A 13,917-nucleotide genomic window follows, 5' to 3' on the forward strand; every position below is an offset into this window, starting at 1 on the left:
TGTGCGCAGAACATGCGGGTAGTGCCGGCCGCTGGCCGGCAACCCCATGGCCCAGCATCGTCCCGGGAGATTCACGCGATGCGTGGAGGGGCTCCACGCGCAACCACGGTGCCAACCAAGGTTGGCGGCTACCGAGGGCAGGCGGATCAAGAGTAGAACCACGTCATGCGTGCATGGGTTGTTCCTGCGACAAGCCTAAGCAATAAAAAAACGGCGCCCTGCGGGCGCCGTTTTCCTCAACGCGCGACGCAGGACCTCATCACGCCGCCCGCGACACTCCGTGCAGTTCCTGCTGGCGGAACACCGACACCGCCTCGGTGAGCGTGCCTGCCTGCGACTGCAGCTCGCGTGCGGCGGCGGTCGCTTCCTCCACCAGCGCGGCATTCTGCTGCGTAGCCTGGTCCATCTGCACGACGGTCTGGTTGATCTGCTCGATGCCGATCGACTGCTCCTGCGAGGCCGCGGAGATCTCATGCATCAAGTGGCTGACATTCTCCACGCCGCCGACAATGCCCTGCATGCGCAGGCCGGCATCGGCCACCAGCTGGGCACCCTCGCCGACCTGGCGGCCGGCCTCATCGATCAGCTTCTTGATCTCCTGTGCCGCGGCGGCCGATCGCTGCGCCAGCACGCGCACCTCACTGGCGACCACCGCGAAGCCGCGGCCCTGCTCACCGGCGCGTGCGGCCTCGACCGCTGCGTTGAGTGCGAGGACGTTGGTCTGGAACGCGATGCCATCGATGACGCCGGTGATGTCGCCGATCCGCTTCGAGGCGCCTTCGATCGCCTGCATGGTGTCGACCACCCGCTGCATGGCGACATTGCCGTCGCTGGCGGCGGCCTGGGTAGTGACCGCCAGCTGGCTGGCCTCGCGTGCATGGGCGGCATTCTGGCGCACGGTGGCGGTCAGCTCTTCCATCGACGCCGCGGTCTCCTGCAGATGCGCGGCCTGGCGCTCGCTGCGCTCGGACAATGCGCCGTTGCCGGCGGCAATCTCGCTGGCAGCGGTGCTGATCGACGCCGCGCATTCCTGGATGCGACCGACCATGCGTGCCAACTGGCCGGCGGTGGCGTTGGCATCACGCTGGATCGCGGCGAACGCACCGTGATACTCGCCATGCATGCGCCGATCAAGATCGCCGCTGGCCAGCGCCGAGAGCATCTGCCGCACTTCGTCGACAGTGCTGCCCAGCGTATCCAGCAGCTGGTTGATGCCACCGGTCAGGCCATCGAGAAAGCTGGCGCCCTCGGCTGGCTGCAGGCGCTGGTCAAGGTCGCCAGCGGCGGCGGCGGCGACGATGCCCGCGACGGCATTCTCCAGCTTGAGCTCCTGGGTGCGGTCATGCCACTCCACGGCAAAGCCCAGGCGCGTCCCCTGCGCGTCGAAGACCGGCGTAACGACCTGCGCGAAGTGCACCGGGCCGATCTGCACCTTGCCGTTGTGCGCGACCTGCAGGCCGTTGAGGATCGCGCGGATGCGGTCCGGGTTGGCGTGGAAGCGATGGATGCTGCTGCCGACCAGGCGCTCGGCGTCGAAATCAGGAAAGGCCTGGCGCAACGTCGCCTGCTGGTTGCGCAGCAGTGCCACCACCGAGCGGTTCACGTAGCGGATCACATGCTCATTGTCGGCAATCATCATCGCGGTGCGCGACGCATCCAGCGCCTGGCGGATCTGCGCGTTCTCGGCATGCGACGCGGCTTCCCGTCCCCGCTGGGCCTGCACGTGGCGCGCAGTGTCGGCCAGCGCGTGGGCCAGCGAACCCGGTGCATAGGCGCCGGTATCGGCATGTGCCCCAAGATCGGCACCCGTGGCGATATCGCGTGCGAGTGCGGCAAGCCGACGCGGGCCATGGCCCAGTGCTTCGGTCTGCTGGCGCAGCCGTAGCGCGACCTGGCCGAGGAACAGGGTCAGCCCCGCGAGCATCGCGGCCTGCAGCAGCGTCGGCCACAGCGCAGCACCCGCCTGCGGCGCTACCAGCAGCGCGAGCGTGCCGACGCTGCCGGCCAGCCACACCGGCCAACGATCGCGATGGCCGAGCAGCACCCCCAGCAGCACGGCGATCGGCAACGCCGGCGACAGGCCGACGATGGCGCATGCCAGGGCCAACTGCAGCGCGACCAGGACCGCCAGGCCGTTGCGGGCGATGCTGCGGCCGGCCAATGGACCTGCCAGCCACAGCGCCGGCAGCACCGCAGCCGCCATGCATGTAGCGGCCACGACCTGCGGGCCACGCAGGGCCAACGCCAGGCCTGCGACGGCCAGTGTCGCGCTGCCGATCAACAGTCGACGGTCAGCGCCGCGGGCGAGTTGCTGCAGATGCGGCAGGCGGGCGGCATCGGGGGGACGGGAGGATGCAATGGACATCGGAGGCTCCTGGATCAGCAGACGACAACGACCACGCCGCAGCGCACGCAGCAGGGCGTGACCGGGGCATGTGTCGGGAATTCGAGGAATGCGGCGCGATCAGCGACGCGGAGACGGGACACCGTGGCCACATCCTGTGGGTGACGGTGCAGCAGAGCGGGCATGCGGACTTCCTTGCAGAACCAGACACACGCCGCAGGCCCGACCGGGCCCGCGTGCAGCGGGCGCAAGGGCCCGCAACTGGTGTATCGGCCGCGAACGCGCAGAGTGAAGCGCGTGCTCGCCTGCGCTCAGCCGGCGTTGTCGTTGCTGAAGAAGCGCAGGATCACTTCGGCGACCCGCGCCGGATCTTCCATGTGCAGGTGATGGTTGCCGGGAAACACCGCCAGCCGTCCATCGCGCAGGTGCCGCAGGCGATCGCTGCGCATCGGTTCGGGATAGTAGGGCTGTGCGGGAGTGGCGTAGATCACCTGCGTCGGGCAGGTGATCGCCTGCAGCAGGTTGTCGATCTGGCCCTCGCTGAGGCGGATCGCCGTGGGCAGCATCAACCGTGGATCACTGCACCAGCGATAGCCACCCTCGACGGGCTCCACGCCACGCTCGACCAGCAGCCGTGCGCAGTGTTCGCTGAGCTGGTTGGTCATCATCCGCGCGCGGATCGGCGCGGCGAGGTCGGGGAACACGCGCAGCTGCTTGCGTGCCAGCGCCCGCGTCGCGTTCACGTGTTCGCGCAGGCGATGCGCGGTGTCCTCTTCGGGGCCACGCAGGCCACCGAGTGCTTCGATCGCCACCAGGCGCTCGATGCGATCACTGACGGCGGCGGTGAGGCTGGCGATGCCGGCGCCCATCGAATGGCCGAGCAGGCTGAAGCGGTCCCAACCCAACGCGTCGGCGACGTCGAGTACGTGGCAGATGGCAGCGGCCGTGGTGTAGCTTGCGCCGGCCGGAAGATGGGCGCTGTGGCCGTGGCCAGGCAGGTCGACCGCCACCAGCTGCAACGACGGGAGGTGCGGGGCCAGCGGCACGAAGCTGGCGGCGTTGTCGAGCCAGCCATGCAGGGCCAGCACGCGCGGGCCGTCACCGGCGGTGCGCAGGCCGGCGACGCGTGCGCCCCCGACCTGGAGTTCAAACGGTTGCAGACTCATGCCAGCGAGGACACGGCCAGCCGCGCCAGCGCACGCGCGTGCGCCGGATCGGCGTTGAGGCAAGGAATGTAGCGCATCGTTGCGCCGCGCTCGGCCAGCGTTTCGGTGAAGCCCAGCGCGACCTCCTCCAGCGTTTCCAGGCAGTCGGTGGCGAATCCGGGGCAGACCACATCGATCTGCTTCACGCCGGATTCGGCCAGCGCCCACAGGCTGGGTTCGGCATACGGCTGTAGCCAGCGCTCGCGGCCGAAGCGCGACTGGTAACCCATCTGCCAGTCGTCCTTGCCCAGGCCCAGTGCATGGGCGATGGCCTGCGCGCTGGCCGCGCAGCGCTGCGGATACGGATCACCCGCGTCGGCCAGGCGCTGCGGGATGCCGTGGAAGGAGAACATCAGTTTCTGGCCGCGGCCGTGCTGTTCCCAGTAGCGGCGGATCGAGCCGGCAACGGCCTCGACCCAGCCCGGGTCGACCGAGTAGTCGCGTATCAGGCTGACGGTCACGCCCGGGTTGCGCCGCTGCCAGGCATCGACCCGGTCCTCGACCGAGGCGGTGGTGGTGGTGGAGTACTGCGGGTACAGCGGCAGCACTACGATGCGGCGTGCGCCTTCGGCGGCGAGGCGGTCGAGCTCGCCGGCCAGTGCCGGTTCGCCGTAGCGCATCGCATGGCGGACCTTCAGCGTCGGCAGCAGGGACTGCATCGCCTCCGCCAGTTGACGGGTATGAACCATCAACGGCGACCCGTCCGGTAGCCAGACCTGCGCATACTTGGCCGCGGACCGGCCGCTGCGCAGCGGCAGGATCAGGCCGCGCAGCAGCGGCTGCCACAGCAGCGCCGGAATCGCGACCACACGGGGATCGGACAGGAATTCGGCCAAGTAACGACGTACGGCGGGGGCCGTCGGCGTCTCGGGCGTGCCTAGGTTGACCGCCAGCACGGCGGTATCGGGTGCGTCGAGCATGGGAGCATTGTCGCCGATCCGGCGCCGCGCCGGGATGCAGGGTTCGGATGGCCGGCATAGGCCGCGTCAATGCGGGCAGGCAACGCTCATTGGCGATTCATGACAACGCCACTAATTTCAGTCACTTGCTATATCTTCCTATGGACTGACTTCTGGAGCCTGCCATGCGTCGCCCGATCCAAGCCCTGCTGATCGCCGCCAGCCTGCTGTCCAGCCAGGCCATGGCCGGACCGCAGGAAGACCAGCGCGCCCGCAACGCCGTGCGCGTCCTGGCCGAAATCCAGGAAATCCCTGAACAGGGTATTCCGGACAAATTGCTCGACGAAGGCCGCGCAGTCATCGTCATTCCCGACACGATCAAGGCCGGCCTGGTCATTGGCGGTCGTCGCGGCCACGGGCTGATGTCGGTGCGCATGCCCAATGGCGCGTGGTCGAGCCCGGTGTTCGTCAAGCTGACCGGTGGCAGCATCGGCTTCCAGGCCGGCGTCCAGTCTTCGGACGTGGTGCTGGTGTTCCGCAACGACCGCAGCCTGGACAACCTGGTCAACGGTAAATTCACCCTCGGTGCCGATGCCGGCGTTGCCGCCGGTCCGGTGGGCCGCAATGCCGCGGCGGCCACCGACGGCCAACTGAAGGCCGAGATCTGGTCGTGGTCGCGCGCCCGCGGCCTGTTCGCCGGTGTCGCCCTGGATGGCGCGGTGCTGCAGATCGACGATGCCGCCAACCTGGAGGCCTACGGCAGCAACACCACGCCGCGGATGATCTTCGAAGGGCGGGTTGCCGGTTCGCCGTCGATGGACGTGGTCGCCTTCCGCGATCGCCTGGAGGAGGCCACCTACGCCGCGCGCAACAACCGCAACGGCACTGCTGGCACTGCGCCGCGTCCGGCCCCGGCGGCGGCTCCTGTGCCTGTTCAGGCAGCCCCTGCGGCCCCGGCCGAAGCGACCACTGCGCCGCTGCAGAACGTGCCGCAGACGCCGCCGCCGCAGCAGCAGGGCTTCCAGCCGGTCAACGACGGCGAAATCCGCACGGAAACGCTGGGCGGGAACTGACTTTCGTCACGCGCGCCGGCTAACAGCCGGTGCGCTATGCTCGACAGCCTGATCACTAACGTAACGAGCGTCTTTATGGGCAGTTTCAGCATCTGGCATTGGTTGGTCGTGCTGGCCATCGTCCTGCTGGTGTTCGGCACCAAGCGCCTGACCAGCGGCGCCAAGGACCTCGGTTCGGCGGTCAAGGAATTCAAGAAGGGCATGCGCGACGACGACAAGCCGAACGCGCAGCTGGGCGATGAATCGCGCAGCCAGGACGCCTCGCGCACCGCGCAGGACGAGCACGACCGCAGCCCTCGCTGATCCGGAGCGGTCGCGGTGTTTGATATCGGCTTCAGCGAACTGCTGGTGATCGCGGTGGTCGCCCTGGTGGTGCTCGGTCCCGAGCGCCTGCCCAAGGCGGCCCGCTTCGCCGGCCTGTGGGTACGGCGTGCCCGCAACCAGTGGGATTCGGTGAAACAGGAACTGGAACGCGAACTGCAGGCCGAAGAGATCAAGCGGCAGATGCAGGACGTGCGCCAGGGCATGCAGGACACCGAGAACCAGTTGCGTGCCAGCGGCGAGGCACTGCGTCGCGAAGCCCAGCAGGCGCAGCGGCAGGGCGATGAGCTGGTACAGGAAGTACGCGCACCCGCGCAGGCGGACGTTCCGCCGCACCTGGGCGGGCCTGCCGCGGAGGCACCCGCACAGGAGCCTGCAGCACCCGACGCGACCACCGCCGCTGACGCCGGTGCGGCGGCGCCGACGCAGCGCACGGAGCGCCAGCCATGAGCGAACAGGATTTCGGCGAGAGCTCGCTGGTCGAGCATCTGGTGGAACTGCGCGGCCGTCTGGTGCGCGCCCTGCTCGGTCTGGGCGTGGTGCTGCTGGCGCTGCTGCCGTTCACCCAGAAGCTCTACAACGCCCTGGCCGAACCTCTGGTCTCGCAGCTGCCCAATGGGCAGACGATGATCGCGACCAATCCGGCCGGCGCCTTCTTCGCGCCCTTGAAGCTGACGTTCTTCGTGGCCCTGTTCGTGGCGGTGCCGTGGCTGCTGTACCAGCTGTGGGCCTTCGTCGCCCCGGGGCTGTATGCGCGTGAGAAGCGCCTGGCGGTGCCGCTGCTGGTGTCTTCGGTACTGCTGTTCTACACCGGCTGTGCCTTCGCCTACTTCCTGGTGCTGCCGGCGGTGTTCCATTTCCTGACCACCTTCAGCCCGGACGTGATCGCGATCACCCCGGATGCGAACGCCTACCTGGATTTCGTGCTGGCGATCTTCTTCGCCTTCGGTGGCAGTTTCGAACTGCCGGTGGCGATGGTGATCCTGGTCCTGCTGGGCTGGGTGACGCCGCAGCAGTTCAAGGAAGGCCGCGGCTACGCGATCGTCGGCATCTTCGTGCTGGCAGCGGTGCTGACCCCGCCGGACGTGGTCTCGCAGCTGATGCTGGCGATCCCGATGTGCCTGCTCTACGAGCTGGGCATCCACGCCGCACGCTGGCTGGTGCCGTCATCGGCAGTCAAGAAGCCCGCCGCCTGAAAAGCCAAAAGGGGACGGAGGGGATTAAGTCGTTAGCTGCACACACTGGGCATAAACGACTTAATCCCCTCCGTCCCCTTTTTTCCGTCAGGCGTGGAAGATGTCGCTCGAGGTCGGGGTGGTCGGGATCGGCGGTGCGGCGCGGCTGCCACGGTGTACGAACATCTGCTTCCACGCGGCATAGACCGCGCCGACATACAGCGGCATCAGCACCGTGGTCAGCACCAGCTGCGCGATGAAGGCGGCCGCCAGCGGGCCACCGATCAGCATCGCGATCTGGATCACGATCACGAACAGGATGTAGATGCAGAACGCGGCGATCAGGCCAAGCACGGCGAACACGATCATCGCGCCGATGTTCTCGATGCAGCCCTGCAGGCTCAGGCGCAGCGCGTGCATGCCGCTCTGCTTGTCGAACACCACCAGCGCCGGCTGGGTGAACATTGCCAGCGACAGTGCGACCGCGCTCAGGAACACCAGCAGCATCCACAGCGCGATGCGCTTGGCCGGCAGGTTGGCCACCAGCGCCGCGGCATCGTCCGGCTTGATCTGCTGGCCACTGCGGCTGATCTCTTCCATCTTGGTCATGACCTCGCTGAAGGCGGTGAAGCCTTCGCGGCCGATCATCAGGAACAGCAGCGCGCCCAGCAGCAGCACCGCCAGCACCTGGATCGCCAGCGGCACCAGCAGGTGGCTGACGCGGTGGTCGCGGATCGGCTGCAGCAGGTGCGAGGACAGGCCCGGGCGGCCTTCGTCGATCTCACCCACGGCGTACAGCATGCCGCCGAACATGATCGGCGAGATGGCCAGGGTCATCAGCTGCACGGCCATGCCGGCGGCGCCGGGAATCAGCGTCGACAACAGCGTGACCACCCAGCTCACCAGCAGCCAGGCCAGGCCGATCCGGGCCAGCTGCAGCGGCGCACGCCGGTACAGCGAGAACGTATCCAGCAACCACTGGGCGCCCGCCGAGGCCGGCAGCTTGCGAATCTCTTTCATGGACATCCGGGAAGGACAGGAGGGGCCGGGCGCTTGCCCGTGCCGCCGATTATCCCTGTTTTGCCGCCGGCTGGGCTGAAGACAGCCGCGCCTGGCGAACGAAGCGGCGCAGCAGCTGGCGGGCCAGCGGTGCGGCGCTGACCGCGCGCTCGATGCTGCGGGCGCAGCCGCCATGGCGGCCAATGCAGTCGGCGCGGGCACGCACGTAGCCGCGCATGTGGTGGGTGGCGAACTCGGGGTGGAACTGTACGCCCCAGGCCTGGCGCCCCCAGCGGAAGGCATGGCAGCCATCCAGCGGCGAGCGTGCCAGCACTTCGGCGCCGTCCGGCGCGCGCAGCACGGTCTGCAGGTGGGTGGCGTGGGCGGCAAAGTGCTGCGGCAGGCCCTGGAACAGCGGGTCCTGCGCCGCCTGCGGCTGCAGCTCCAGTTCGATCGTGCCGGACTCGCGCCCGGCCGGGTTGTAGGCCACTTCCCCGCCCAGCGCGTGCGCCAGCAGCTGGTGGCCATAGCAGATGCCGAACACCGGCAGGCCGGCGTGGGCGGTCTGGCGCAGCCATGCGGCGCTGCGCTCACTCCACTCGGCGTGGTCGGTGACGAAGGCGGCCGAGCCAGTCACCAGCACGCCGGCGAAGGCGTGCGGATCGGGCAGTGCGCCGCCGTGTTCGACGTCGACCACCACGGTCTGGTGTTCTTCCAGCCCGGCGGCCACGCGGATCCAGTGCGGAAAGCGCCCGTAGCGGCGCAGCGACGGCACCGGGCGGCCGGTTTCAAGGATCAGGAACGGGGCTGGGTTCATCCGGGGGCGGCAGGACTGACAGGACTTCCTCGATTGTAGTCAGCCCCTGCGCCACCTTTTCAAGCCCGGCCTGGCGCAGGGTTCGCAGCCCTTCAGCCCGCGCGGCACGGGTGAAACTGGCCAGATCCATGTCGGCGCGGATCTGCCCACGCAGCCGCGAGCCCAATGGCAGCAACTCATACAGGCCGATGCGGCCGAGGAATCCGGTGCGCCGGCACTCCAGGCAACCGACCGGACGACAGGGCGTGGCGGCATCTGGATATGCAGCTTGGCTATCAGCCAGCACCGCCCAGTCGGCAGCACCAAGGGTGTGCGGCTGCTTGCAGTGCGGGCACAGCGTGCGCACCAGGCGCTGGGCCAGGATGCCGTTGAGGGTGCTGGCCAGCAGGTAGTGCGGCACGCCCAGGTCGAGCAGGCGGGTGACCGCCGACGGCGCGTCGTTGGTATGCAGCGTAGACAGCACCAGGTGGCCGGTCAGCGAGGCCTGCACCGCCATCTGCGCGGTTTCCAGGTCGCGGATCTCGCCGATCATGATGATGTCCGGGTCCTGCCGCAGCAGCGTGCGCACGCCGCTGGCGAAATCCAGGTCGATGTTGGCCTGCACCTGCATCTGGTTGAACTCGGGCGCGATCATCTCGATCGGGTCCTCCACCGTGCACACGTTCACGTCGGGCGTGGCCAGCCGCTTCAGCGTCGAATACAGGGTGGTGGTCTTGCCCGAGCCGGTCGGGCCGGTGACCAGCACGATGCCGTGCGGGCGTTCGACCAGGGCGTTCCAGCCGGCGGCCTCCTGCGGGCTGAAGCCGAGCTGGTCGATGCTCTTGAAGGCGGCATCCGGGTCGAAGATGCGCATCACGCACTTCTCGCCGAAGGCGGTGGGCATGGTCGACAGGCGCATCTCGACTTCGCGGCCACCCGGCGAGCGGGTCTTGATGCGGCCGTCCTGCGGGCGCCGGCGTTCGGCCAGGTCCATGCGGCCGAGCACCTTGATGCGGCTGACCACGGCGGTCATCACCGCCGGTGGCACCTCGAACACCTTGTGCAGCACGCCATCGATGCGGAAGCGCATGCGCCCCATCTCGCGGCGCGGTTCCAGGTGGATGTCCGAGGCGCGCTGTTCGTAGGCGTACTGCAGCAGCCAGTCGACGATATGCACGATGTGCTGGTCGTCGGCATTGACGTCGCCGGTGCGGCCCAGCTCGACCAGCTGCTCGAAGCTGGGCAGGGTGGTGCTGGCTTCGCCGCGGACATCGCCGCGCGCGCCACGCACCGAGCGGGTCACCCCGTAGAACTCCATGGTGTAGCGGTGCAGGTCGAGCGGATTGACCACCGCCAGCTCGATGCTGCGGCGGGTCAGGTGTTGCAGGTCGCGGCGCCACTCCTGCACCAGCGGCTCGCTGGTGGCCACCAGCACCCGTTCGGCATCCACCGCCAGCGGCAGGAAGCGATGGCGGCGGGCGTAGGCGTGGGAGACCAGCGCGGTGACCGCGGCGACGTCGACCCGGGTCGGATCGATGCGCAGGTAGCGGCTGCCGGTGCGCCGGGCCAGCCATTCGGTCAGGCGTTCCAGGGTCAGTTCGCCACCGTCGTGGGCGGCCAGCTTGAGATTGGACAGCAGCACCAGCGGGTGCACTTCGCTGGCATTGCGGGCGCCCTGTGCGGAAAAACGCATGCGCTCGACGTCGTGCTCGGCGACCAGGCCATCGGCCAGCAGCGCTGCGCAGACCTGTTCGAAATGCAGGCGTCCCCACGGCAGCGGGATGTCGCCTGGCTCGCCGGGCGTGCCCACCGGCAGCCGATGTTCCATCTGCCTGCTCCTCCCGGGTACGGAATGCCCCGCAGGTCGGCCGTTATACTAACGCACCCCCTTGCCGGCCAAGACTCGTACGCATGTCCGCGACCCCGACCGTTCCGATCACCTTCCAGGGCCTGATCCAGACCCTGAACCAGTTCTGGGCCCAGCAGGGCTGCGTGCTCATCCAGCCGCTCGACCTGGAGGTGGGCGCCGGTACCTTCCACCCGGCCACCTTCCTGCGTGCGATCGGTCCGGAACGCTGGAACGCGGCCTACGTGCAGCCCTCGCGCCGCCCGACCGACGGCCGCTACGGCGAGAACCCGAACCGCCTGCAGCGCTACTACCAGTACCAGGTGGCGATGAAGCCGGCGCCGGACAACATCCAGCAGCTGTACCTGGATTCGCTGAAGGCGCTGGGCATCGACCCGCTGGTGCACGACCTGCGTTTCGTCGAGGACAACTGGGAATCGCCGACGCTGGGCGCCTGGGGCCTGGGCTGGGAAGTCTGGCTCAACGGCATGGAAGTGACCCAGTTCACCTACTTCCAGCAGGCCGGTGGCCTGGAGTGCCGCCCGGTGCTGGGCGAGATCACCTACGGCCTCGAACGCCTGTGCATGTACCTGCAGAACTGCGACAACGTCTACGACCTGGTCTGGACCTACGGCCCGGACGGGCAGCCGGTGACCTATGGCGACGTCTACCACCAGAACGAAGTCGAGCAGAGCACCTACAACTTCGAATACGCCGACGTGGACGAAATGTTCCACCGCTTCGATGCCTGCGAGCGTGAAGCGCAGAAGCTGGTCGAGGTAGGCCTGCCGTTGCCGGCCTACGAGCAGGTGATGAAGGCCAGCCACACCTTCAACCTGCTCGATGCACGCCGCGCGATCAGCGTGACCGAGCGCCAGCGCTACATCCTGCGCGTGCGCGCGCTGGCCCAGGCGGTGGCCAAGGCGTACTACGAGCAGCGCGAGAAGCTGGGCTTCCCGGGCGCGAAGAAGGCCTGACGGGCCGTCCGCACCCACCCGCTTTTCATCAACTACCCGGGGCGCCGGACGCGTCGCGCGCTGCGCCCCCACCACAGGATCGAACCGATGAGCCAACTGTCCCCCCTGCTGATCGAACTGGGCACCGAGGAGCTGCCGGTCAAGGCGCTGCCGGGCCTGGCCCAGGCGTTCTTCGACGGTATTGTCGAAGGGCTGCGCACGCGCGGCGTCGCACTGGACCTGGGCGATGCACGCCCGCTGTCGACCCCGCGCCGGCTGGCCGTGCTGCTGCCGGGCGTTGGCCTGGAACAGCCGGAACAGCACAGCGAAGTGCTGGGCCCGTACCTGAACATCGCACTGGACGCCGAAGGCCAGCCGACCAAGGCGTTGCTGGGCTTCGCCGCCAAGGCCGGGATCGACTGGACCGCGCTGGAGAAGACCACCGACAACAAGGGTGAGCGCTTCGTGCACCGTGCGGTGACCCCGGGCGCACGCACCGCCAGCCTGCTGCCGGAGATCCTGCGCGAGGCGATTGCGGCGATGCCGATTCCCAAGCCGATGCGCTGGGGCGACCACACCTGGGGCTTTGCGCGCCCGGCGCACTGGCTGGTGCTGCTGCACGGTACCGAGGTGGTGGAGGCCGAGCTGTTCGGCCTGCAGGCCGGCCGTGTCAGCCGTGGCCATCGCTTCCACCACGACCAGCCCGTGGCGCTGGCCCAGCCGCAGGATTACGTTGAAGCCCTGCGCGCCGCCTTCGTGCTGGTCGACCCGAGCGAGCGCCGTGCGCGCATCGTCGCCGAGGTCGAGGCCGCCGCGGCCAAGGCCGGTGGCAGCGCCCGCATCAGCGAAGACAACCTGGAGCAGGTGGTGAACCTGGTCGAGTGGCCGTCGGCGGTGCTGTGCAGCTTCGAACGCGCCTTCCTGGCAGTGCCGCAGGAAGCACTGATCGAAACGATGGAGATCAACCAGAAGTTCTTCCCGGTGCTGGATGCCGCCGGCACCCTGACCGAGAAGTTCATCGGCATCGCCAACATCGAATCGAAGGACGTGGCCGAGGTGGCCAAGGGCTACGAGCGGGTGATCCGCCCGCGCTTCGCCGATGCCAAGTTCTTCTTCGACGAGGACCTGAAGCAGGGCCTGGCGTCGATGGGCGACGGCCTGAAGACGGTGACCTACCAGGCCAAGCTGGGCAGCGTGGCCGACAAGGTGGCGCGCGTGGCGGTCCTGGCCGAGGTGATCGCGCCGCAGGTCGGCGCCGATCCGGTGCAGGCCAGGCGGGCTGCCGAGCTGGCCAAGAACGACCTGCAGTCGCGCATGGTCAACGAGTTCCCGGAGCTGCAGGGCATCGCGGGCCGCCACTACGCCGTGGCCGGTGGTGAGCCGGAAGAGGTGGCGCTGGCCATCGACGAGGCCTACCAGCCGCGCTTCGGCGGTGATGACATCGCGCTGTCGCCGCTGGGCAAGGTGCTGGCCATCGCCGAACGCGTCGACACGTTGGCCGGTGGTTTCGCCGCGGGTCTGAAGCCGACCGGCAACAAGGACCCGTTCGCGCTGCGCCGCAATGCGTTGGGCCTGGCCCGCACGATCATCGAAAGCGGCTTCGAGCTGGACCTGCGCGCGCTGCTGGCCAGCGCCAACGCCGGCCTGGCCGCGCGCAACGTGCAGGCCGATGTCGGCGAGCTGTACGACTTCATCCTCGACCGCCTGAAGGGCTATTACGGCGACAAGGGCGTGCCGGCCACGCACTTCAACGCGGTGGCCGAACTGAAGCCGGCCTCGCTGTACGACTTCGATCGCCGCCTGGATGCGATCGGCACCTTCGCCGCACTGCCGGAAGCCGAAGCACTGGCTGCGGCCAACAAGCGCATCCGCAACATCCTGCGCAAGGCCGAGGGCGACATTCCGGCGCAGATCGACCCGGCGCTGCTGCAGGAGGACGCCGAGCGCGCGCTGGCCGAAGCGGTCACCGCCGCCATCGACGACACCGGCGCCAGCCTGCAGCACAAGGACTACGTGGCAGTGCTGGCGCGCCTGGCCCGCCTCCGTCCGCAGGTCGACGCGTTCTTCGATGGCGTGATGGTCAATGCCGAGGATCCGGCACTGCGCGGCAATCGCCTTGCGCTGCTGACGATGCTGGGCGAGCGCCTGGGCAAGGTGGCGGCGATCGAGCATCTGTCGAGCTGATGCCCGTATCGGTAGTGCCGGCCGCTGGCCGGCATTGCCACCGCGCATCGCATCGACCTGTGGATTGCCGGCCAGCGGCCGGCGGATGTCCATCGGGGTCATCGCCGGCATCGCGCACG

At 68.6% G+C, this 13,917-nt stretch carries 12 protein-coding genes; 6 read left to right on the top strand and 6 right to left on the bottom strand.

Annotation, left to right across the window (positions count from 1 at the left end; genetic code table 11):
* Positions 1-259 precede the first annotated feature (259 nt).
* The 3 genes from LRM18_RS12755 to hemH all read right to left on the bottom strand — a co-directional run bounded on the left by LRM18_RS12755 (position 260) and on the right by hemH (position 4,469).
* Positions 260-2,365: a methyl-accepting chemotaxis protein gene (locus tag LRM18_RS12755; RefSeq protein ID WP_270954761.1), complete on the bottom strand. Its 2,106-nt coding sequence runs from the start codon at positions 2,363-2,365 to the stop codon at positions 260-262.
* A gap of 290 nt (positions 2,366-2,655) precedes the next feature.
* Positions 2,656-3,510 carry an alpha/beta hydrolase gene (locus tag LRM18_RS12760; RefSeq protein ID WP_053504770.1) on the bottom strand — a complete coding sequence of 285 codons (855 nt, stop codon included), beginning with the start codon at positions 3,508-3,510 and terminating at the stop codon, positions 2,656-2,658.
* On the bottom strand, positions 3,507-4,469 hold the full coding sequence (gene hemH, locus LRM18_RS12765; RefSeq protein WP_270954762.1) for a ferrochelatase: 963 nt from the start codon (positions 4,467-4,469) through the stop codon (positions 3,507-3,509). The genes LRM18_RS12760 and hemH overlap by 4 nt, the downstream gene beginning before the upstream one ends.
* Positions 4,470-4,633: 164 nt before the next feature.
* On the opposite strand from hemH, the gene LRM18_RS12770 reads away from it, so the two are divergent.
* The 4 genes from LRM18_RS12770 to tatC all read left to right on the top strand — a co-directional run bounded on the left by LRM18_RS12770 (position 4,634) and on the right by tatC (position 7,038).
* Positions 4,634-5,521, top strand: coding sequence for a YSC84-related protein (locus LRM18_RS12770; protein WP_049471086.1), 888 nt, complete (start codon positions 4,634-4,636; stop codon positions 5,519-5,521).
* Positions 5,522-5,596: 75 nt separating this feature from the next.
* Positions 5,597-5,824 (top strand): Sec-independent protein translocase subunit TatA, encoded by a 228-nt coding sequence (gene tatA, locus LRM18_RS12775; protein ID WP_049471087.1) that lies wholly within the window; start codon positions 5,597-5,599, stop codon positions 5,822-5,824.
* A gap of 15 nt (positions 5,825-5,839) precedes the next feature.
* Complete coding sequence (tatB, locus tag LRM18_RS12780; protein ID WP_049471089.1) at positions 5,840-6,292, top strand: Sec-independent protein translocase protein TatB; 453 nt, start codon at positions 5,840-5,842, stop codon at positions 6,290-6,292.
* Entirely contained in the window at positions 6,289-7,038 is a 750-nt protein-coding gene (gene tatC, locus LRM18_RS12785) for a twin-arginine translocase subunit TatC (protein ID WP_005420449.1), read from the top strand. Before tatB ends, tatC begins: the two co-directional genes overlap by 4 nt.
* 87 nt (positions 7,039-7,125) lie before the next feature.
* Here the strand turns inward: tatC and LRM18_RS12790 are convergent, their stop codons facing one another.
* The 3 genes from LRM18_RS12790 to LRM18_RS12800 are packed head-to-tail and all read right to left on the bottom strand — an operon-like array spanning position 7,126 to position 10,640.
* Positions 7,126-8,037, bottom strand: coding sequence for a BPSS1780 family membrane protein (locus LRM18_RS12790; RefSeq protein ID WP_049471093.1), 912 nt, complete (start codon positions 8,035-8,037; stop codon positions 7,126-7,128).
* Between the two features lie 49 nt (positions 8,038-8,086).
* A complete protein-coding gene (locus LRM18_RS12795) occupies positions 8,087-8,833 on the bottom strand; it encodes a glutamine amidotransferase (RefSeq protein ID WP_049471095.1) in 747 nt (248 codons plus the stop codon).
* Positions 8,805-10,640, bottom strand: coding sequence for a GspE/PulE family protein (locus LRM18_RS12800; RefSeq protein ID WP_270954763.1), 1,836 nt, complete (start codon positions 10,638-10,640; stop codon positions 8,805-8,807). The genes LRM18_RS12795 and LRM18_RS12800 overlap by 29 nt, the downstream gene beginning before the upstream one ends.
* A gap of 83 nt (positions 10,641-10,723) precedes the next feature.
* Here LRM18_RS12800 and glyQ point away from each other — a divergent pair, with 83 nt between their 5' ends.
* Both glyQ and glyS read left to right on the top strand, forming a co-directional pair.
* Complete coding sequence (glyQ, locus tag LRM18_RS12805) at positions 10,724-11,635, top strand: glycine--tRNA ligase subunit alpha (protein WP_014648902.1); 912 nt, start codon at positions 10,724-10,726, stop codon at positions 11,633-11,635.
* 87 nt (positions 11,636-11,722) lie between these two features.
* The gene (gene glyS / locus LRM18_RS12810) at positions 11,723-13,798 is read left to right on the top strand and encodes a glycine--tRNA ligase subunit beta (protein WP_270954764.1); all 2,076 of its coding nucleotides are present in this window, start codon (positions 11,723-11,725) and stop codon (positions 13,796-13,798) included.
* The last annotated feature ends 119 nt before the right edge of the window (positions 13,799-13,917 follow it).

It is taken from the genome of Stenotrophomonas sp. PI_27, assembly GCF_027854495.1.
GTDB lineage: Bacteria > Pseudomonadota > Gammaproteobacteria > Xanthomonadales > Xanthomonadaceae > Stenotrophomonas > Stenotrophomonas pavanii.